Source organism: Butyrivibrio sp. MC2013 (assembly GCF_000424585.1).
Lineage (GTDB): Bacteria > Bacillota > Clostridia > Lachnospirales > Lachnospiraceae > Butyrivibrio.
Window position 1 is genome coordinate 370,002 of the sequence record NZ_KE384211.1, and the last position, 22,836, is coordinate 392,837.

At 42.7% G+C, this 22,836-nt stretch carries 16 protein-coding genes; 2 read left to right on the forward strand and 14 right to left on the reverse strand.

The window, feature by feature from the left end; genetic code table 11:
- Positions 1–15: 15 nt before the first annotated feature.
- Positions 16–1,140, reverse strand: a complete 1,125-nt coding sequence (locus G636_RS0116025; RefSeq protein WP_196803128.1) for a DUF4097 family beta strand repeat-containing protein — start codon at positions 1,138–1,140, stop codon at positions 16–18.
- A 14-nt stretch (positions 1,141–1,154) separates the two neighbouring features.
- Positions 1,155–1,457: a PadR family transcriptional regulator gene (locus G636_RS0116030; RefSeq protein WP_026508885.1), complete on the reverse strand. Its 303-nt coding sequence runs from the start codon at positions 1,455–1,457 to the stop codon at positions 1,155–1,157.
- Positions 1,458–1,777: 320 nt separating this feature from the next.
- Between G636_RS0116030 and G636_RS0116035 the strand changes: the two genes are divergently transcribed.
- Positions 1,778–2,827, forward strand: a complete 1,050-nt coding sequence (locus tag G636_RS0116035) for a threonine aldolase family protein (protein ID WP_026508886.1) — start codon at positions 1,778–1,780, stop codon at positions 2,825–2,827.
- 133 nt (positions 2,828–2,960) lie between these two features.
- Here G636_RS0116035 and G636_RS20700 read toward each other — a convergent pair whose 3' ends face one another.
- From G636_RS20700 to G636_RS19820, 10 genes are all read right to left on the reverse strand, one after another.
- Complete coding sequence (locus tag G636_RS20700) at positions 2,961–3,932, reverse strand: hypothetical protein (protein ID WP_026508887.1); 972 nt, start codon at positions 3,930–3,932, stop codon at positions 2,961–2,963.
- Between the two features lie 12 nt (positions 3,933–3,944).
- On the reverse strand, positions 3,945–4,394 hold the full coding sequence (locus G636_RS0116045) for a DUF4869 domain-containing protein (RefSeq protein WP_026508888.1): 450 nt from the start codon (positions 4,392–4,394) through the stop codon (positions 3,945–3,947).
- Between the two features lie 207 nt (positions 4,395–4,601).
- Positions 4,602–9,950, reverse strand: a complete 5,349-nt coding sequence (locus G636_RS0116050; protein WP_026508889.1) for a GH25 family lysozyme — start codon at positions 9,948–9,950, stop codon at positions 4,602–4,604.
- Positions 9,951–10,168: 218 nt separating this feature from the next.
- Positions 10,169–11,434, reverse strand: a complete 1,266-nt coding sequence (locus G636_RS19020; RefSeq protein ID WP_242826990.1) for an MFS transporter — start codon at positions 11,432–11,434, stop codon at positions 10,169–10,171.
- Between the two features lie 112 nt (positions 11,435–11,546).
- Complete coding sequence (locus G636_RS0116060) at positions 11,547–13,250, reverse strand: DHH family phosphoesterase (protein WP_196803130.1); 1,704 nt, start codon at positions 13,248–13,250, stop codon at positions 11,547–11,549.
- 107 nt (positions 13,251–13,357) lie between these two features.
- Positions 13,358–14,647, reverse strand: a complete 1,290-nt coding sequence (locus G636_RS0116065) for a metallopeptidase TldD-related protein (protein WP_035779856.1) — start codon at positions 14,645–14,647, stop codon at positions 13,358–13,360.
- Positions 14,648–14,797: 150 nt separating this feature from the next.
- A complete protein-coding gene (locus tag G636_RS0116070; protein ID WP_026508892.1) occupies positions 14,798–16,231 on the reverse strand; it encodes a TldD/PmbA family protein in 1,434 nt (477 codons plus the stop codon).
- Between the two features lie 65 nt (positions 16,232–16,296).
- A complete protein-coding gene (locus G636_RS19025; protein WP_051227089.1) occupies positions 16,297–17,067 on the reverse strand; it encodes a putative ABC transporter permease in 771 nt (256 codons plus the stop codon).
- A gap of 24 nt (positions 17,068–17,091) precedes the next feature.
- On the reverse strand, positions 17,092–17,667 hold the full coding sequence (locus G636_RS0116080; RefSeq protein ID WP_026508893.1) for a rhomboid family intramembrane serine protease: 576 nt from the start codon (positions 17,665–17,667) through the stop codon (positions 17,092–17,094).
- A gap of 161 nt (positions 17,668–17,828) precedes the next feature.
- Positions 17,829–21,245, reverse strand: a complete 3,417-nt coding sequence (locus G636_RS19820; RefSeq protein WP_051227090.1) for a starch-binding protein — start codon at positions 21,243–21,245, stop codon at positions 17,829–17,831.
- Between the two features lie 469 nt (positions 21,246–21,714).
- Between G636_RS19820 and G636_RS19035 the strand changes: the two genes are divergently transcribed.
- On the forward strand, positions 21,715–22,089 hold the full coding sequence (locus G636_RS19035; protein ID WP_051227091.1) for a DUF6465 family protein: 375 nt from the start codon (positions 21,715–21,717) through the stop codon (positions 22,087–22,089).
- 210 nt (positions 22,090–22,299) lie between these two features.
- Here the strand turns inward: G636_RS19035 and G636_RS0116095 are convergent, their stop codons facing one another.
- Together G636_RS0116095 and G636_RS20705 are read right to left on the reverse strand one after the other, a co-directional pair.
- The gene (locus G636_RS0116095; protein ID WP_026508894.1) at positions 22,300–22,599 is read right to left on the reverse strand and encodes a hypothetical protein; all 300 of its coding nucleotides are present in this window, start codon (positions 22,597–22,599) and stop codon (positions 22,300–22,302) included.
- Positions 22,599–22,836 (reverse strand): DUF6618 family protein (locus tag G636_RS20705; RefSeq protein WP_330364041.1); only part of this gene is annotated, 238 nt, incomplete at its 5' end. The genes G636_RS0116095 and G636_RS20705, both read right to left, overlap by 1 nt.

Below are 22,836 nucleotides of genomic sequence, written 5' to 3' on the forward strand. Positions count from 1 at the left end.
CCATTTTCATATATGTTATCTAATTGTAGTGTCGCCTGTTGCCAGTCTGATGTTGATAGTGCCTTTTTGTCCGTTACGGATCACATTTACGCCGTTCTCACGGACTATTGTATACTTGGAATCTATATCACCGGTCACAGCCTTGTGCCTAAGCACAAATTCTGTATCCGAGAGCTCTAGCGTCACATCTCCTGATGCTGTACGGATATCATAATTGTCTATCTGTCCTATACTGCTGACCAGGATATCTCCTGAAGCTGTCTTAATGCTAAGGCCTGTGATATTGCTATCCAGGGTCAGATCTCCGGTACCGGATTCGGCATAGAGAAAGCCTATCTCTGAATCACTAACCTTGCAGTCACCTGCACCGGATTTAAGATCCAGGTTACTGATAGTAGAGTCCTTAACAGTCAGATCCCCGGCTCCTGTATGTACTATGAGCCTGGACAGGCTGAGCTTATACACATCCAGATCACCTGATCCATTGCCTATCTTTACTCTGGTGATCTGAGCAGGCACAGTCAGTTCCATTCTTCCGGCCAGTCCCCTGGTCACTATTCCCTTCAGGGAGATGTCTTCATTTTTTCTGCTAAGCCTGATAACAGAGCCCTGCCTTGTCACCCGGATATCAGCAGCAGACGATGGATGTGAATAACAGTAGCTTAGTCTGTCTCCTTCTCTGATATTGATATCCAGGCTTGCTCCGTCCACTACCAGATCTGTGATTCCCGCTATATCTGTGATCTCGTCCTGGCTAATGATCTCTTCATCCCCACCTGATCTATAGAAGCGCTCACCCTGGTTGCTTCCGAATCTTATGGTCTCTCTGATGATATTCTTCATATTCTGCATGACATCATCATGTACTATACGGGAGATGGTAGATCCCAGATTATCAAAATCGAAATCAAAATCCAGGTCGATATCTATCTTCTTACCGGAGCTTTTCTTTTCCTCTTCAAAACTTCCAAACTCAGTCAGATCATCAAGGACATTGTCCACATCACCCAGTTCTCTGATGATCTCTTCTTCTGTTCTGCCTTCCTTTATCCCCTCTTCAAAATGCTCTTCGAAGGCAGAGAGGATATCCTGTGCAAACTCCTCAGAACAGTTAGACAGCTTGGCTTTTACACTGTCCATATATTCCCTTCTTGTCATATCAGCTCACCTACCTTCTCAACAAAATCAAGCCACTCTTTCTTTAGCTCATCCCCGTACTCTCTTCCTGTAGGAGTCAGATGATAATACTTCCTGGCCGGCCCTGACTGGGATTCCACCAGGTAAGTATCCAGATATCCCGCATCCTTTAGCCTCTTTAATATCAGATACAAGGTCCCGGCGCTTACCATCATCTTGTTTGAGATCTGATCAGTCAGTTCATAACCGTATCGGTCTCCATCTCTTAAGAGGGATAGCACGCATAATTCCAATGCGCCTTTCTTAAACTGTGGATTCATGGCGGTCCTTTCTATCCAAGTGCTCTTGGATTTATTATTCATTCATTAAGAACACTGTAGCACATGCTATTCAGTTATGCAATATACTATATTGTATTTAATATTATTTTTAGAAAGTTAATGTCTGTATAAGAAACTACTCAGATATGGATGTTCATACACTAAACAGTAAAATTGCTCAAATACGTATTTCTTTCATCTCAATAGATAAAAGGTACTATTACAAAATAACGGTATGGATTAGAATATAAATGTCTTACGAAACACTATGTAAACACATGTTTCTCAAAGATCATCTAAAAATAAAATGAGAGGAAGCTATGGAAAAAGAAAAACTGCATTTCACATCAGATTATATGGAAGGCGCTCATCCTAAGGTATTAGAGGCCGTTGTAAAGACCAACATGGTATCTGTACAGGGATACGGAGAAGATCCTTTTTGTCAAAGCGCCAAAGACAAGATCCTGAAGGCCTGCGAATGCCCAGGCGGGGAAGTATACTTTCTCTCCGGTGGAACCCAGACCAATCAGACTGTAATAGACTGCGTACTTAGAAAATATCAGGGAGTAATAGCTGCAGATACAGGCCACATAGCAGTACACGAGGCAGGTGCCATAGAATATGCAGGCCATAAGGTTCTCACAGTTCCTTCTAAAGACGGCAAGCTTACAGCTGCCCAGGTGGAGAAGCTCTCCAAGGATTACTATGATGATGCCAATCATGAGCATATGATCATGCCGGGCATGGTATACATCTCCCAGCCCACAGAATACGGCACTCTCTATTCTCTCTCCGAGCTCAAAGAGCTAAGAGCAGTATGTGACAAATATGATATCGCTCTCTACCTGGACGGAGCAAGACTTGCTTATGCTCTGGCAAGCTCCGCAAATGACGTAACTCTCCCTGATATTGCAAGATACTGTGATGTCTTCTACATCGGCGGCACCAAATGTGGTTGCTTAAACGGTGAAGCTGTAGTTATACCCAAGAAGGGCTTTATCCCTCACTTCTTTACCATGATCAAGCAGCACGGAGCACTCCTGGCCAAGGGACGCCTTCTGGGAGTGCAGTTCGATGCGCTCTTCACAGATGGTCTCTATGATGAGATCGGAAGGGCAGCTATTGAATCTGCTGAAGCCATCACAGCAGCATTAAAGGATAATGGTTATCACATCTACATAGACTCTCCCACCAACCAGGTCTTCTTCGTAATAAACAATGACAAGATGGCTGAGCTTTCCGAATATGCAGAATATGGCTACATGGAAAAATATGATGAGAACAGCAGCATCATCCGCTTCTGTCCTTCCTGGGCTGTAACCAAGGAGCAGACTGCGGCATTATGTGAGCTGATTAAGAAATTCGCCTAAAATAACAGCTCCCGTATTAGTGCAAAAGATCTGGGGCACGCTCTCGCTCCTGCTCGCTGGCAGCACTGCTAAGCGGCTAAAAAACAGCCGCAAAGCAGTGGCCGCTCGCAAGGGCCCTGCGATTCTTTTGCAACTAATTACGGGAGCTTATTATTTGCTCAGGCATAATATTCTTTATCTTATCAATAATCTTAGGCGCCTTATAATTTTCATTTAACTTTGCTTTTCCATATCTAAAGACCGTTCTCTGAGTATTCTGTACCAGGAAATCCGTGTAAAACTCTTCCCAACTCAGGAATTTATTGCTATCTGCATAATTATAGGTTTCCTCTAAAACAGCTTTAGGAACATCAATAATATCAGCCTTCAATATAAGATATTCAAATGACTCGGGTGCAAACAATACACATTTCTTACCTGTTGCAGAAAGATATCTCATAAGTTTGCCAACATCGGGGCCAAATGCCGCGCCATCAACTATTGCAAGAATACTTTCCTTATTACTATTTCTTATCCGGTCGTATACCTTACTCTTACCACCGGCAGACTCGCAATTTCCACCATATATCTGTTTATAGAACTCATATCCGGAATTAGAATCCTCGGTTATGACAAGCCCTGGGTTGACTTTATTACACACGTCAGACAGGTTATAAAGCTTATACATCTCATTATAAACTTTTTTATAAGTGTTATATTTTGATAAACCTGATACATCTCTAAGCCCATATATCTCTTCAACACTATAAGGAAGTAGTGCAAGGTCATCCCTGCTTACAATAACAAAATAGTTATCTGACCCTCTAACCATTTCAGCAAACTTTGTCTCTTTAAGAAAAGATGCAGTTTCATCGATAAAAATGATACTTTGACTAAGTGAAGATAATCTCAATACCCAGTCAACATTTGTAAGAACAGTACACTTTTTATCACACTTTATTGTAATACCTGATGAATTACCGTTAGCTTCGTATTCACCTATAAGTCTTATGAGCTCTGTTTTGCCACTGGCACTATCTCCCTGAAGAATAGTTATATTCCTTTTTACTGTGAGGAAATAGTGAACTTTGTTGTTATATATTTCAATATCGTATTTTCCTACCATATATCTCTCACTTTAAATTAAATGATTATCCAGTACCGATTCAGCTAATTCACGTCTATTATGAACAATCTTTCCAAGATTCAATATTTCAATATCAAAATCATCTGTTCCAAAATCCATCAAATATCCTAATCTTATTGTAAGATCTTTTTTATTCGCAATCTTCAAAATCCACTTTGCACAATTATCTCCGCATGCAGAAGCATTAAAAATATGTTCGGAGTCATTATTCATAAGAATTAAAGTCTTAACTCCACCTGACAATCTTTCAACAGGAATGGATCCAAGAAATGGACTGTCTATAACCTTAGGTCCAATTACATCAGATTTATCTATATCCTTTATCATCTGAACCGAAATAGGATCAGTTATCCACTCATCCTCATAGCTATTGTTGAAAAATATATCAGGATTAAAAATATAGCTATTTGATTCTAAATCTCCATAATAGATTTTCAGCATGATTATCTTATCCCCTCACTTGTCTGCTTGTACCAGTATAATTATATCGCATTTACTATATTATCAATAGTTTTTCATAAGGTATATTATAGTATTCACATTGCTGATAAACAGTAGTCATAATAAAATCCCTGCAGGACATCATATCCTGCAGGGAGAAATACTGCTTAGCCTGTATTTATTAAGCTATATATAACTGTTTGATCATTATCTCTTGGTATCTACCTTTTTCCAGATCAGCATACCATCATAGTTACCACATCCGGAAATTGTGATCACTGCCTTACCCTTTTTCTTGGTCTTATCTCTTGCATCTGAGTTAAGAGTTACTCTCATGGTGTAATCCACACCCTTCTTAAGAGTTCGACCATCCACAGTTACCTTGACACTAGGGCTGGGTCTCTTATCTCCGGAAAGCTTGAGAGTACCTACATCAGACATTGTGACCTTAGCACCATTCTTGGTCTTTGGAGTAATTTTGAAACTATCCTGCAATGTTCCTTTCAGGTTCTTCTTACCTGTTACTGTAACAGTTGCATCACCCACATTTACGTTATTGCTGTATTTCACAGTATACATGGATGAAGGAACTGTTATTTCCTTACCTCCCACCTTCTTTACAAGTTTAACAGTAGGCTTTATGGATTTACCGCTATATACCGCTGAGCTAAATGGCTTTTTCTTGCTATTAAGCTTCTTTACAACATATACTGCATCCGCAGGATTCTCAGGACTGGTGATCGTATCTGCTACAATCTTGAAAGTAATAGTCTTGGATCCGCTATAGTTACCTATACCCTTGATAGTAACCTTGGCAGTACCTGCATTTACGTTATTCTTGTAGCTGACAATATAATCCTTAGCTTCTACCAGCGGCTTATCACCATGCTTGATCACCAGAAGGTCATTCAGGTAATAAGCTTTTTTGTTATATTTTACAGTCCTAAGTTCCTTTCTAAGGTACTGGGCAACACCCTTGTTAACCTTAGAGGAATTGTGCTTATATACAGTGCTATATCCGCTATCAACATTAATGGAATTACCGCTTACGGTCTTCTCTTCATTGCCATTTACCACATAGCTGATATCTTCATCGGTCATAGCAAAGGTTACGATGCTAAACCTTGCTATCTTACCCTTCTTTCCTTCAGTTGTTCCCAGGAAGTTAGCGCTGCCATCGGATCTAAGCTCAACATATGTATCTTTTGAATTCTTATTGGTGCGGCTACTTCTATTGTCTCCATAGGAAGCAATATCCACGCCTTCAAGATCAGCTATGCTAAGCTTTACCTTGCCCAGCTTGAAGCTAAGATCTGCCATAGTAAGCGAAACATCTTCACCTGCCAGGTACTGCTGCTTGGGAACAGATACAGTCAGGGAGTTCAGATCAGCCTGTGCTATCTTATAGTTCAGATAATACTTACCATCAAAGTTGCCAAGACTGCCTGCTGAAAAATCAATAACTGCTCTGTAATCTCCTGCTTTCTTTGCAGAGGAAGCGCCAACCCATTCACCTGCATTATTGTACTCATAAGAGATACTATAATCCTTCTTGGGTGCCAGCTTCTTTCCATTGTACTTCACTTTTACAGAAGGCTTTTGAGCTTTTCCGTTATAGGTGTAATACCACTTGGGAGCTGTAAGCTGCAGCTTTAATCCGTTTACACGATGCTCGATCTTTACCTTACCGGGCTTTTGTCCGGCTGCCAGGCGGGTATGACCTACCAGGCTTACACCATCAGGCAGTACCTCATCATATCCGGGATTATCAAGGTCATTTAAGTTGTTGACCTTGATCACAAAGCTCTTTGTAACAGAACCTACATAGTTACCCTTACCCGTGATGGTTACTGTGGCATTGCCTGCTTTTTTGTTATTCTTGTAGCTGGCAGAATAATCCTTCCCGGCTCTAAGCTCTCTTCCGTCTACGATCAAACTCTTAAGAGGTGTGACTTTTTTACCTGTATAATAGATAGAATCAGCATCCTTAACCCAAACAGGTTCGGTATTGGAATCTGTCAGGATTGTCTTGCTGCCATCATATACCTGAATAGCAGACTTGATGCTGCCCTTGTAATTGCCCACACCGGTTACAAGAAGCTCATACTTACCGGGAGCAGTCACTGATGCAGCTGACTCTTTGCTTCCCTTAAGCTTATAACTAACTGTATAATCTGTATCCTTTACCAGTGTATTATTTCCATCTACAAGTTCCAGCTTAGCTGTGAGCTCTTCGCCCGAGTAAGCATATATACTCTCTCTCAAGATCAGCATCTTGCTATCCAGATTCTTTCTGGATACGGAGAATGCCTTGGTATATACATAGAATCCTGTATAATTGCCGTTACCCCTTATGATGGCATTATAGCTGCCTGCATCAACTACTGTATCTACAGCAGCATCCCATAATTCGGCGGCTGATGCTGTACTTCCTACATAATCCTCATTCTTTATATAACGTATTCTAAGCTGCGCTTCATCAGAGCCGGACTTAATGCTCAGCTTCTTGCCATTATAAGTCACTTCAGGAAGAGCACTAATGCCCGCACCACTCTTATAAGCCGCCTTGGATATAAGGCCATATTTCATACCTTTACTAAGAGAGATATCCTTAGGAAGAATCCTGAAGGTAAAGCTTCTGCTGCCTTTGTACTGGGACTTACCTGTCAGTGTTACTTTTGCCAGGCCTGCCTGAACATTGTTCTCATACTTAACTGTATAAAGAGATGTGGGAAGCTTCCTGCCATCAAAATACAGAGCAAATGAAGGCTTAAGAGCCTTACCTGTATATTGAATTTCCAGACTGCTCTCTCCTGTCTCTTCTCCTTCAGGAGCAGCACCTATTATCTGCTCATTGCCATGATCTACGCTTACATTATCAATGTCATTGGCCTCAATGATAAATGAACCCTTAACAGTTCCCTTATATTTGCCAATACCTGTTGCTGTAAACTGAGCTGTACCACATTTGATATTCTTTGTAAAACTAAGCTTATAGTCCACTCCTTCATTAAGAGTGACAGTTTCATCTGCAAGTTGAGCCTTGATAACGATATCATCAGGTTCAATAGCAAGACCTGTATAAGTATAGTTCTGAACAGGCTCTACTGTTATGCCGCTGCCTGCCAGAGACTTTGGAGCAATATTAAATACGATAAGAGCATTACCGTTAAAGCCCTTATTCTCAAGTCCGGTAATTGATATCTGATACTGGCCGGGATTACCGTTTACTGTATCAGCATACACAGGCTTTAAGTCATCATTTACTACGTAATCTTCTCCAAGCTTCAGTTCCTTACCTGCATCATATACTTTGATGACATTTTCAATATCAGCCTTGGTCAGTGCCTTGCCATTGTAGATAAAATCAGGAATCTTCACTACCATGTCTGCGCTTATTGCGCCGGGAGTCATTACTGCAGTAAGATCCGGTATTGTGTCACAGTAATTTCCTATACCCTCTACAGCAGCGTAGATTGTACATATCATTTCACCTTTTTCGTTTTTTTCAAAAGTGGTATAACAATTATTATCGTCAAACTTATAGTCAACTCCGTATTTAAGTTCTACATTCTTAAATTTTCCATCGACCTTAAGATAATCAGTTATAGTGAAGACAGCTTCTAGATTATTGCTATATTCCATATTGTCTTCACGCTTAACTTTTACATCATCATAGTCATAGTGATATTTCAGATTTCTCGGTAATATCTCCAATGCCCATGCTTCAGAACCTGTAGGCAATGTCAATGAGCCGACAAGATAATTTTTACCTTTTACAAGTAACTTGTACTTGCCCACATTTTTTACAGAACTCTTCTTGTTGCCTTTGGAATCTACAAAGTTAAGAGTTATATTATCTTCAATAACTTTCTTCAAATGTGAATCACTGATCTTAGTGAAGTCTACAATGGCAGAAGGATTCCTGCTTGTACCGTCATATTCAAATCTTCTCTTATCCTTGAATACTATCTTATCGCTTGTAAGCTTATCGTAGACATATACCTTAAAGGATTTTTCAAATTTTTCGCCTGTTTTATTGTATACAGCGGAAATAGTGATCTTCGCTTCACCAATACCTTTAGGATTAACTTCTACACCATTAGTAACAGTTGAAGTAGTTGCAACAGCAACATTAGAAGACTTATGTGTGATCGTAAACTCGCTTAGCTTTCCACCGGATATAGTAGGGGTGATCATAGCTTTAGCAGGATACTTCTTACCACTGACTGTAACCTGTCTATCTGCTGAAAGAGACAGTTTGGTATTGTTTATCTTTGCAGTAAAGCTGGGTCCATATAAAAAGTTAACATCACAGTACTGAGAGCTGATGGCTCCGCCAAAAGCTTCACATCTGCTGGAATACTGCCAGAGATCAAATCTTCCTGTATAGTCGGTATTCTGTGTGAAATGAGCAAGCCAGATCTTATACTCAGCAGGAATGCTTGTAGCCATAAGACCACTGTTGAGCATGGACTTATTGGCATATACACCTGCAGCATGTCCATTTGCTTTTACTCGTGCGCAGAATGCATTTACGATCTCTGTCTGCTGCTGTGCATTAAGCTTTGCTTTGGCAAGTCTTCCGTTTCCTGAATACTCAAAATCTATGAAATAAGGAAGGTCAGTTGCTGTATTTTCTGTTAAACCACACATAAAATCAGCTTCCTGAACAGCTTCACTTACATTGACAGCCTGTGAGAAGAAATATACACCTACTCTGACACCTGCGCTTCTTGCGCCTGAAATATTAGCAGCATACTTCTCATCGGGATTAAGACTTCCCTGATCTGTGCCTCTATAACCGGCTCTGATTATGGCAAAATCAACGCCAAGATTCTTAAGTTGTCCCCAATTAATATTACCCTGATGCTTAGATACATCTATACCATTGGTATGGCTTCTGTTCCTCAGGGCTTCAGTAGTACCAAAGCCGCTGCTGAAGTCGCCAAGAGCTGACTGTGCAGCAAAGAGGTCGGTAGACTTATCTGCTCTCTGAACAGATGCGATCTTAACTGTACCATCTTCATTAATTCTATCGCCGTAGTATTTCTGAAATTCAGGGTCATCAGATGTGAGATCCCATTCATTATCATCAAAATCTGTATATCTGTAATTGCCATCGCCCAGATATTCCAGGTAGTCTCCGCCGGGAAGTCTCTCGCCCTGTCCAAGTGAATTATCTGATACAGAAGTAAACTCCGCATTTGCATCATCCTCATCAGATGATCCATCTGCTACTTTATCAGTATCGTCAATTGAGATATCATCTGCAGTTTCCTCGTCAGGCTCTACTGTGACCTGCTCAGAGTCATCTGCAGCCTCTCCTTCTGATACAGAAGAGTCATCTTCTACTGCACCCATGCCTTCGGAATAGGGCAACTCGTCCCCATCCTCATAGGTGATCATTCCATTTTCATCAGTGAGATCATCTGCAGAATACTCATTTACAACCTCAGCAGCATAAGCTGTGCTTGCGGGAAATGATGCCAGTGCAGACAAGGACGTCATGGAACATGACAGGCTCAGGAACAGAGCCAGCAATCGTTTTCTCATATTTGTTTCCTCCCCCTTGTGTTTCCTGATTATTTGCAAGTATCCTTACTTCATTAATTACATTATATAGTGATACCTGTATAATAATATCATATCCATGTTAATTTTTTGACATAATAATACTATTTCATCCTAACATTCAAAGCTTAAAGAAGTCTTAAAGAAATATACATTCTTGGATAAAATATCCAAGAATGTATGCAAATAGGCCATTTAGATTATTTGCGGCTGGTAATTCTTTTACCTGCGAAATGGGATACAAGAGTCAGTACCGCAGCAATTGCCGCTACAAAGACATTGAATATGAGCATGGCCCTGATACCCATATAGTCGATGATCCAGCCGCCGGCCAGTGATCCCAGCACTGCGCCTGCAGCCATCATGCTGGTCATGAAGGCCTGACCAGTGACCTGATCCTGAGCATCGATATGCTTTGCAGTGTAATATACCGAGGCTCCCGCCAGGATGGCAAAGCTGAGCATCTGCCCCAGCTGACTGATATAGATAAAGGTAATGCTATAAGAGGACGCATAGAGAATAGCCTTGATCAAATAGCCAAAGCCGGCTACTATCATAAGCTTATCAACGCCCAGACGTTTCTTTAATGGTACTATCAAAAAGAGCACAGGGATCTCCACTCCTGCCTGGAGAGCCAGTGCCTTGCCCAGCTCTTCGCTCCCACCGCCCAGCTCTTCAATGACCTGGATCAGATAGGTTGCCACCGTATTATGAGAGAAATACATAAAGAGCACAGCCAGGAGCATCAGGCTAAAGCCCGGATACTTTGCAAGGAAAAGGGGTGCACTTGTCTTATTAGCCAAGCCGGTGACTTTTTGATCCATATCACCTGCGTTATTTCCGGCGATGTCTTCATCTTCTGGTGAGGCCGGATTGGTATGTTCCTTGACTGATGCAGTGCCCAGCCAGGGCATGGTAAGAGCATTCACTATGAGTATACATGAGAATATCATGGCCATGACAGGCAGTACTTCACTGCCATATGAATCTGACAAGAGACCTATGATATAGGACATAAGAGCAAAACCGCCTGAGCCTATGGCCCTTGCGATGCCGTAATTGGTCCTTCTGCCAATGCTGTTGTAATAATAATCAGCTGAGCTGATAAAAGGCATTATTGCATGGGACAGCATGAGTATCATGCCCATGATAAATCCTCCTGCCATCATCCCTTTAAGTGGAATGAGCAGGATAGAACCGATCATAACAGGGATTGAGATAAAGACGATCATCCTCCTCCAGTTAAAGAAAGAGTGATGATCGGCAAGATTTCCCAATAAAGGCTGTATTATCACAGCCAAAAGACTAAAGACCGCAGTAAAGATCCCGATCAAAGAGGGGGTCATTCCTCTGCCGGCCAGAAAGAGCGAAAGGAAACCGGCCCCTACACAAAAGAAGGACCAGAAATTTCCATTTAATAGAATATATCTAAAAGAAATAAATCTGTCATTATCCTTTGAGAACAATTCTTTCTCCCGATAGCAAGCTATCTAAATAAATACCAATGACTGCATCACTGATCCTGTATATCTCAGCCAGGTCTTCACTCATCTTCTGATTGTTAAAGCCGGTTGCCTCCTACACCCTGTCATAGAGTTTGTCAAAAAGTTCCCCGTCCACAGGCCAGATGTCGTATTCGCCCTGTCCAGCCACAATATAGTCTCCGGGCCTTGAGGATATATAGAAGCGCCTTCCCCATCCGGAACGAAGCTTGTATGCCTGAGTATGAGTCTTAACAGCACGCACGGGATCACTCTTTTTGCTGTAGCAGGCCTTGGCATACCTAATGATATCATAGGATTCGCCTGTATCAGAGCTCACCAGCTCGGGGCCTTTGCATTCTCTGTCATAAAAAGCTTCTTCTGTAGGCTGATAGCTGTTGAGGAACTGCACCATGGTAAGAGGATATATGCGGCCGTCTATACCTATCATGATGACCTTATCCCTGTCGATATCCTCTATAAACTGCATCTCAGCCTTATGGACAGATATGTTGTCTCCCCAATCCTGCTTCAGATCCAGCTGGAAATGGGTATTATGGTCCAGTCCTTCGTCACGTATGATATCCGCGGTAAAAACAAATCCCAATCTCAGATTGTCCTTTTTGCAATAATTAAGTATCTCATTGCCGTAATACTTGTCGATAAAGGTACCATCAAGAGGCGCAGTATCTATTATCTTATAAATATCCAGATAATCATGGATTCTGGCGGTCAGGTATTTTCTCACATTAGCCGGCCCCGCAAGGGTATCTCTGAGTTCAGGATGTTCTTTGGTGGATATGGTGCCTCCTGCCTTGACGCTGTGGCCTCCGCCATGGCAATCGGTGATATAGTAGGCAAGGTCTGCAGCACTAACATAGTCCACATGGCTTCTCACAGATATTCTCAGATCGCCTGCAGGAGTAATGGCATAAGCCACACATAGATCGATATCATCTGCAGAGATCAGGTCATCTGCTATCTGTCCCAGCACACTGTTACTACAGATCTCACCACAGCATATAAGAAAAGACAGATCCTTTCTCACAAAAGGATAATAACTACCGCTATCTATGCTGTCATAGTCACTTTTGTCCGGCAGCTTAAAGACGTGATAAGTATCCTTAATAGCACCGGTCTCTATCTTGGCAATCTGGAACATCTCATCCAGAGAGTATTTCTTGCGGCTGAGCTTATTAAAAATATGACTGTCAAAGCTTTGATGCTTTTCCAGATGGTTTTTGAGCCTCTTATCCAGATTGGATCCAAAACCAAAGCCATTGGTATCCATGAACAAACCGTAATAAAGAGCTGTTCCCAGATAGTGGCGCCCCGGATACGCTTCCAGATCTGATACGCCCAGAGGCATCCCTCTGCTGTTATTGCACTGCTGTACCAGATTCCAGATGATAGCTACACAGCTACCCACCTGGGGTCTGATATCACAGAGTCCCGGAGCATCATACTCGCCCTTGATAGTATGATGGTCTATGACTGCTATCTCCTTATAAGGATAGGGCTTTACATTCTTCTGACCGGTCCTGCAGTCTACAAGCAGTAATATATCAGCAGGCACCTGATCTTTTAGTTCATTCTCTGCCACATAACGGATCTCAATACCAAGCAGCTCTACCATCTTGATAGCATTGGATTTGCTGATGGGATTATTGCCGCTGTATATAAACTCGATCTTTCTGTTAAAATATTCTCCAAACCGGCATACCAAAAGGCCGGAAGCAAGCGCATCCGGATCAGGATCATCATGACATTGGACTACCAGCCTGCCAGGTCTGGTTATCATTTCCCTAAGAATATTCATAAGCACTACCCTTTAGGGATCAAGAACAGATATGCAGGCTTTTCCGCATACATCAGCGGGGTTCATAAACTGCAGATTGATCCCTTATTTCATCCGGCTCCGTTGATGGTAACATCCTTAAGCCTTGTAAGCTTAGGGATAAGCATGTTATTGTACTGCATGCTATCCTTTGACATCTTCATTGTCTTCATAAAAGAGAGCATTGATCCCGATACGGAGCCACCGGTCAATATGCGTCTCTTACCATTCTCATACAGATATGCCAGCCTGATCTCTCCAAAAATATCACCTGTCATACTATCTACCTGAAAATCAGAGAATTCCATGACTTCCAGATAATTATCACGCCTGATCTCTTCTTCTGAGCAGCTGCCCCCTGTGAATTCACTGTTAGTGACCATGAAAGCATCCTTCTCGCCCAGGTAAGAACTGTATTTAGTCCCGCCCCAGAAGGCCACCGGCTTCATATCCTTCATAAGGTCAGTATCCTTAATGAGACTTCCTTCACAGTCACAGGGCCAGTTGGTAGATGAATTCTCAAGAAAGCGTCTTGCGGTTATATTCAGCTTATCCCCTGTTATACCCTCACAAATGTATGCATCTTTTTTCCATCTGCAGAGCTTCATGTATATGTTGGCTGCATTTAGATTATCCAGGAAATACCTGTATATCTCACAAGCATCCTTTGTTGAAAAGACGCAGTCTATCTTGTGCATGTCAGGAGTAGGCTCTGCTATAAGCCTGTCAGCTGCGCAGCTTAAGGCCTCCTCTATAGAAGCCTTGATATCACTAGAAGCGCAGCTTCCAAGATAATAGGACCTGTAGAGCTCTATCTCATGCTCCTCATTTCTGGCATTAATTACAGCCTCCATCATTGATGAAGGATATTCGTAGGTCAGATCCACTCCGCTGCTGGTCACGATCCTGGTCTTTCTTGTGCCGCCAAATACCTCATAACTGTTAATATCAGCAGTTGGACTTTCGTTTACTGATTCCATTGTCCTGACAAAAGCTGCAGATATATCACCGGCATCCAAAGCCACTGATCCATTATCTATATCGTAATCTTTGGCTGCAGGCTTAAGAGAGTAATATTTATCTTTTACATCCAGCGCCCTGTCCATAAGCTCAGATATGATCTTTTTAAGATATTCCTTATTTTCACCGGGATTGATAACAGCCTCAGCCTTACCTGTTGTTATCTTGTCAGGGCTGTTCTTAAATACAGTCACCCTGTAGCTTACTACATCAGTCAGCCTATCCTGATCCAGCCTGTGCCTGATAAAGTAGAACTCGCTGTTCTTCTCGGCCTTTTCTTCCACTATCCAGGCGTCAGCACCGCATTCCTTTATGATATCTATTATTTCATCTATATACATTTTTTCTCCCCAGTGCACGGATGCACTTCTATGTCATGATATATGGATATATCTTGACATGCTCAGAAGTGCATGGATGCACTTCTATGTCATGATATATGGATATATCCCGACATGCTCAGAAGTGCATGGATGCACTTCTATGTCATTCTATCCCAATCTTGCAATTGTTTTCAGATACGGGCCTCCATCAGATACCTTGACCCATTCCTTATAGCCCTTGCCGCAGGCTCCGGAACCAAAGCTCTTCCTGTCACTTGAGCACATACTGATATTGCCCAGAAGGTCAGGCACATAGCCTGTCATGATAATAGGGGATACCACCTTGCCTGTGAGCTTGCCATCCTTTATCTCTCGTCCTCTCTGGACAATACACTGGATACCCCAGTGCTTTGGATCTTCCATACCGGACCTGGCGCCTTCCAGAAGATATCCATATTTCACAGAAGAGATCATCTCTTCCTTGCTATATTCACCGGAGTCAAATATAGTATTGGTCATCCTGGTATATACCTTATGTGAGAAGCGCTCCCTCTTGCCATTGCCTGTTGGAGCTGTGCCCAGTCTCAATGCGCTAAGGCTGTCACAGATACCGGACTTTAATATGCCCTTATCGATCTCTGTTACATCTCCTGCCATCACACCTTCATCATCAAAGAAATAGCTGGCTACATCCTCGATGCACAGGGCGCCCTCATGCATGGTCACCTGCTCAGAGCCTACTCGCTTACCAACATAGCTCTTACCCAGTGCTCTGTTCTTTACGAACATATCCATCTCTACACCATGGCCAAAGGCTTCGTGAGCGATAAGGCCTGTAACCTCAGGATCAGTGATGACTTCATACTCTCCGGGCTTGATAGCTGTAGCATCAAGAAGCTCTACTGCTGCTTCTACAGCCTCTTTCAGCCTTCCTTCCAGCTCATCTATAAGCTCTGCACCCACATCACCGGACACAGAAACGTATTCGTCTTTGTTTTTGCCGTCCCTGTTCACAAAGGGCATGAGACTGCCTTCACTGACACAATAGGCCTGTCTCAGGTCACGACCGGGACTAATGAACATCTTGGATATGTGAGTAGATGAGAATCTCGTAAAGAGATCCACCATATCCTTACTCATAGCGAGGCCCTCATCTGACAGCTTCTTTAGCCTGTCTGCAAGCGCTGTAACATCCGCTTCTTCGGGCAGTATCTCACATTCCTTCTGGCCAAAGAATTCAAGCCTTGTATCATCTATCAGATCTGTATCATAATATTTCACAGCCAGATCTCCCAAGCGGGCCCTCTGGGCCTCAATCTTGTCCTTTATAAGAGCTGCCAGCGCTGCCGGATCAGAGAAGTCATCAGTATTCACAGCATATTCGGAATAGCCTTTATCACGGCACACTCTAAATACCACGCCCCTTTCATTGATAAGGGTATTATTGGTAATATTCCTTGCATGCTTGGACACACTTATACCTATGCCCTTTGAATCAGTGCAAAGAGCACTTACATAATCGTAATCACCGGCCAGTATATTGACCGTAGTTTTTACATTTTCCCTGATAGACTCAAGGTAGGGTGAAAATGGTGTTTTCATATATTGCCTTTCTTAATGACCTTAAGATGTGTGCGTCAAAGCAATTTATTGACGCCCCGGCCCTCTTATTCTTTTATCTCATCGTCAGAGCTTTTATCTGCCTTTTCATCCAGAGGAAAGCCCACAGATATCTTTAAGAGCCTGATAATCCTGTCCCTGTTGCCTGACATAAAGCCTACTATATTTCTGATAAAGAAGAGCTCCTTGTATCTAAGCTTTGGGACCCTGCTCAGAACCTCTTCTCTTAGATAATTGCCGCCGTGCTCATCCACAAACTTGCCTGCGGCATCTCTTCTTTTCTTTGCTTCTTTCTCTATGTCATCAATAAAGCGGTTCAGGTCTACCATATTGCCGATTGACAGGAATACATCGCCCCCTATAAAGCCTGCAAGCACTATAGCCACATTTACCAGTATATTCATAGGCAGTGACTCTATGAAACTTATAATAGGAAGTATACCGTAGGGCAAAAGGATCACGCCTGCAAAGCCAAAAGCCATGGAACAGGACAGACAGATACGTCCGTGAACATTAAAGGGAATAGTAGAATAATCCCACCATCTGGCGCCAAAGAATTTCTCCAGTATAAAGCTTGTCAGATATTCAAGGATCGCTGAGCTGACCATACATATAAAGAAGAGAAATACAGGCCTGCCAACAAAGCCTCCAAATACCCTGGCTGCAATGATCGCTCCAAAACCATAAATGGGACATAGGGGGCCGTAGAGGAAGCCCCTGTTATCCAGCTTCCCGGATAAAACAGTATAGAGTACAGACTCCCAGAGCCAGCCTACAAAAGAAAAAACAGTAAATTCAATTACAAAAATTGCTAACATAGATCTAAATCCCTTTTCTGATAATTAATTGCGTCTCTTGTTCTTACCAAGATAAAAGCCCATGGCAGCGCCAACAAGGCCTCCTATGATATGTCCCATATTGGATACATTGTCATTGATAAAAATACCCTGGAATACCTGCTGGCCCAGATATATAGCAGCCACAAGTATAAAGGTCAGGGGAAGCTCACCTTCTCTAAATCCTGTAAGAGAAGAGAGCATGATAAAGGCAAATACTACGCCGCTGGCTCCGCACAGTCCTACACCGGGGAAAAAGATATAGTTCACAGCCGCTGTCACAATAGCTGTAAGACCTATGACCTCCAGCATGGTAGCTGTTCCATTCTTCTCTTCCAGCATAGGTCCAAGAAGGAGCAGGTATGAAGCATTGCCAAGGAAGTGTTCCCAGCTGCTGTGCCCAAAGATATAGCTGATAAATCTGACATAGGTCATAGGATCTGACATAGACGATCTGTAAGTCATAAAAAACGCCTCTGTGATCCTGCCACCTGTAATAGCACCGGCCAGAGTCGCTCCAAATGCAATGATCATGAACCATAAAGTTACGGGAGCATTAAAAGTGATTGTAAGTTTCTTCATAGCTTTGCCCTTTTTCCCCTCGTATTTAATTAAAATTTTTCCCATTGAAAATCTTACCCTATCCGGGACTATTTGTCACTTCATAGATTTGCAGTCGAAAAGCCCCTGGGCACATAACTGTACTCAGGGGCTTTTCTGGGGTTTAAACAAATATGGGGTTATTACGCTGCGTTATCTGATACAGAAGCGGCCTTGTCACTGTCTGTATCCTCCTGCATAACTTCAGTAGCCTGTGAAGCAGGCGTTGTTACTGAACTTGTTGTCACAGGAGCCGAATTGTTGCCCAGTCCCAGGAAGGCCAGAAGCTCTTCTCTGGAAGGGAACTTGGTAATAGTTTCAATGCAGATATATACATGTTCATCATCGCTTATGATATAGGAATCAGTCTGATCACCTATTGTATTATTAAAGATGATGTTCAGGTTGCTGGAGGGAACAACAGGTGCTGTTGCCTTCCACCAGCCATCTCCAAGATCAGTACAAGCCTTGCCGGGCCAGTTGCCAAATCCGGTGCTGTCGCCCCAAAGATATGCATATACTGTCTCCCAACCTTTTGAATTGTAGAAGTATACATCAGTCTCGCCTGTGATAGCATGTGCCTGGATCAGCTCTTCCTTGGAAGCAAAAGTCCTGGTGTCATAAGCTGAGCAGTACCTGTTGGTGATATTGGAGATCAGGATGTTGCCGGTCTGAGATCCTGCACCACTGTTGTTGAAGATCACGTTAAGGCTCATTGAAGGATTCTCATTGATAGTCACCTTCCACCATCCGTCACCTACTTCAGTACAATGTGTTCCTGGCCAACCACCAAGTGCCTCACCTGTTCCCCAGGAATATGCACTTACGTCACTCCACTCAAGGTTGTTATAGAAGAATACTGTTACAGTACCGGGTACCATATCAATATCCTGCCATGCAGCATCCTTGCTCTCGTATGCATTACCATTTTCGCCTGTGAAATATACATTTACATCATCTTTTACTACAAAATCAGCTGACTGGCTACCCTGGCCGTTGTTATTGAAGATGATATGCAGGTTGTTATCAGGAGCATGAGGTATGCTTACTGACCAGAAGCCGTCACCTTCATTGCTGCAAGCCTTGCCGGGCCATCCGCCAAAGAGTTCGCCTATGCCATCGCCATAGATATATGCTGATACACCCTCCCAGCTCCTCGAGTTAAAGAAGTGTACTGTAGTAGACTTAAGTCCCAGAGCTTCTTCGAGCTCTGATCTGCTATTAAATACTTTATCAAGTGAAGCTGAGATATATGCGGGTTTTGTAGTATCAAGCTCGTACTGCTGGCTGCTCTCACCTGCTCCGTTATTAAATGAAACTGTTGCTGCACTCTTGCCTGTAACATCAATTACTGCTCTGTACCAGCCGTCACCATCTGCTGTCATCTTCACGCCGGGAGCTGTCTCTCCATCCTCAAGCATGTATACTTCATTCCAGTTCTTGTCATTGTAGAAATGAACTGTCATAGCCTTGCTGTCTTCTGCGCCGTAGAGTACTACTGCAGACTTAGCTGCTACTGTACCTGATATCTCACCGCCTGTTACTGTAAATACTGCTCCTGAACCGGCATGGTCTGTATATCTGCCATCAGCAAGGCTTGTAAGCTGGTCAAGAGTAAAATCATTACCGGAAGCATTTACTACTACCAGTCCCTTAGTACCTCTCTCGATGAGGAGAACACCTGCATTACCTGCAGGATTGGACATCTTCTCACCTTCGCCGTCCATCTCTACTCTGAAGTGATTGATGGCTGCTACCGTTTGATCCTTATAGTTGTCATTACCTGCGATACCTATGATATTGGTACCGAATTCATCACTCTTGCTGCTGCCCTGAGGTCTTGAGAAGAAAAGCGGTGTACCATCTTTTCTGGCACCGATGATAGCCCATCCAAGTACGATATCTCTGTCATCAAGAGCTGTCCAGCTGCCGTCGTTGTAATAGTTGTCATGGGATTCAACCCAGGTTACCAGCTTGTCAGGGTCTGCGCTGTCGCCAATGCAATAATCGGACAGGTTGGATACCAGGAGATTGCCGCCTACAATAGCTGTCCTTATATTAGCACCGTAGCTGCTGGCTGTTACTCCGCCGATCTCATCGATATACTCGCCCAGCACCTTGTTATTACCACCCTGGAGTACTTCACCATAGTTAAAGATCTTATCTGCTGCTGTGATATCTGTAGTAACTCTCTCCCAGAAATTATTTTCCACGCCTTCGGGATGAGGGTCGCCGGGGAGACCTATGTGCTTTGCGGAATCATATCTAAAGCCGTCTGCACCATCTGCAATACACTGATCAAGGAAGGCGATAAAATAGTCCTGGAAGTCCTTGTTCTCAGTATCGATATCCGGAAGTCCACCGATCTCATATCTGGTGCAATAAAGTCTGTCTGTATAATTGGATGTAGCTGTATGTCCTTCCTCGTGGAAGAGATTCTCTTTACCACCTACTGCATCTATAAGTGCCTGACTAACCTGGCTCTCATCTGTAGTTGTGTGGTTGGGTACTACGTCTACAATTACTCTTACGCCCAGGCTCTGTGCCTTGTCACACATAGCCTTGAATTCATCTTCTGTACCCAGCTGATAATTACCGATTGTGTAATCAGTAGGCTGATAATGATAATACCAATGTCCTGTTCCACCTATAGTCATAGTCTTATTAGTATCAAGACATGCCTGGATAGGTGAAGTCTGGATCGCAGTGTAGCCTGCATCTGCTATTGCCTCAAGATTGTCAGAGATGGTATTAAAATCCCAGCAAAATACCTGAAGGATAGTACCCTTTGCAATTGCTTCTCTGTCACTGTCGCCTGTGTAACCGACTTCAGGTGTATCATTACCTTCGTCTCCGGGCTGATCCTCACCGCCGGGTACTACTTCCTCGCCTGAACCGCTGTTTCCGGAACCGCCGTTATCTTTGCCATGTCCCTTGCCGTTACCATTGCCATTATTTCCAGAATTGCCATTTCCATTTCCGTTGTTTCCGGAATTGCCATTTCCGTTTCCATTGTTTCCATTATTACCATTGTTTCCATTGTTACCGTTATTATCGGAATTTCCATTTCCGTTGCCGTTATTTCCATTATTGCCGGAATTTCCGTTTCCCTTTCCATTGTTACCCTTGCCGTTGCCGTTATTACCGGCATCGTTTTTATCTTTCTTCTTGGAAGTGGTAGCTGACTTTGCTGCACTTGTTTTAGTGGATTTAGCAGCTGCAAGAGTCCTTGTAGCACCTGCTACAGCCTTTGTCTCTTCCACTTCGTCAAGCTCTTCTTCAGACTCTTCATCCTCTGCCTCGAGCTCTTCTTCCTCTTCTTCATCTTCGAGAGCTTCTTCCTCTTCTTCAGATGTTTCTACCGTTTCTATCTCTGTCACTTCCTCTGTATCCGAAATGACTTCTGATGCCTCTTCCTCGCTCAGAACTTCACTGCGGACCAGTGAGTCAGGAGCATTCTCGGCTTTTTTCTTACTACCTCCATAAGCCACTGCTCCCACTGCCAGCGCCAGTACCAGTACTGCCGCTATCAGTACCCCTAACAAGCTCCTCTTTTTCATGTCCTCTCCTTTCAATTTGTAAATAGATCAGATCAGCCCCCCTGAAAGGTTGATGATCCTTTGATAAACGAAAATACGGATATCATAATACTTATTTCAGATTATGATCAGCACATAATGCACAAAAGGCAAGATAAGAACTGACAAAGTAAAAGCATAAATCAGCTTACCGATTAACCTGATCTTTTTTGCCTAATTTACATGCATTCCTTTAATGCTGTTTTATATTTTCGTTTACCGCTTAACTGCATTCAATTATAGCTTTTGATGATTTTTCATGTCAACAAAGAGTAACATGTAATATCTCACTAAAATAAAGGGAAATATTTAGATATTTTGACTTTTGATCGCTATATTGCTTCCGCACCCATAAGGTATATTCAGGATTTGCGTCTGCGCGATATTGTGATAATATATATACGTAGATTATTAATTCTGTGATATAGGCATAAATAAGGGAGGATTGATTATGGCAGTAAAAAAGACAGTAGCTGCTGAGACCAAGGCAGCTGAAACAACCAAGAAACCCGCAGCTAAAAAGACTCCTGCAGCTAAGAAAACAACTACAGCAAAGAAGTCTACTACAGCCGCAAAGAAGCCTTCAACAGCAAAGAAAGCTCCTGCAAAGGAAGTTGAAGAAGAAACAGCTATCGAGCTGATCCTTCAGTTCCAGGGAAGAGATATCGATCTGGCTGATATTCTTGACAAGGTACTGGATGCAACAGATGATAAGGATCTGAAGAAATCTCCTGAGAAGATCTGCATCTATGTTCAGCCTGAGAATGGCGTAGCTTACTACACCATCGACGATGAGGGCGACGAGAACAGCAAAGTAGAGATCTGACAGGGTGTTCTATATTGCCCACATCTTTTGGTATTATAGTTCAAATAATACGCTGTGAAAAAATGAGATCCTTTTTCATTTTTTCACAGCTTTTTTATTTAAAAGAGGTTGTCCAAAAGGACAACCTCTTTTAAAGCTTTTACTGATTATTTTCCGACTACACTCTAGCCTTAAAATACCACTCAAGAGTATTCCATACCTGAATTGTCATCAATCATCAACAGATATGGTTTTAGAAGCCCTTTCAACATTGCTCCAAGGTCCATAAATACAATTGCCTGTTGAATCACTAACCCCAACCCGAACCCTGACATAATATACCTGACCTCTTAATCCACTTGCCAGTGTATCGAAATCATCACTGTTATTCGTAGTTTTACTATCCTTAGTCACAGTAACGGTATTGTTAATAATGTTGCTAATTCCTTCCGCTGTCACAGCCTTACTCTCACTCGCTGTCACAAACCTTTTCATTTTTCTGTCATAAGTTTGGAGAGGTTTGTGCGGCATCAGCCGCACTCCTCTTTATGATATTTCTCAATCCATCTGTCTGCCTCTGCAATGGCTCTTGCTATTGCTTTTGCATTATCCTGGTTCAGGTTCGTATACTTTTTGAGCCGCTCCTCATTCCAAAACACATCTCTTAGTCCTGCCAGTTCACTCCCGATATTCCAGTTCGGTATACATATATAGTTTCCATCTCTATGCTCGCCAACTATTGTATGAAATGTCCAGCCACTAGCTTCT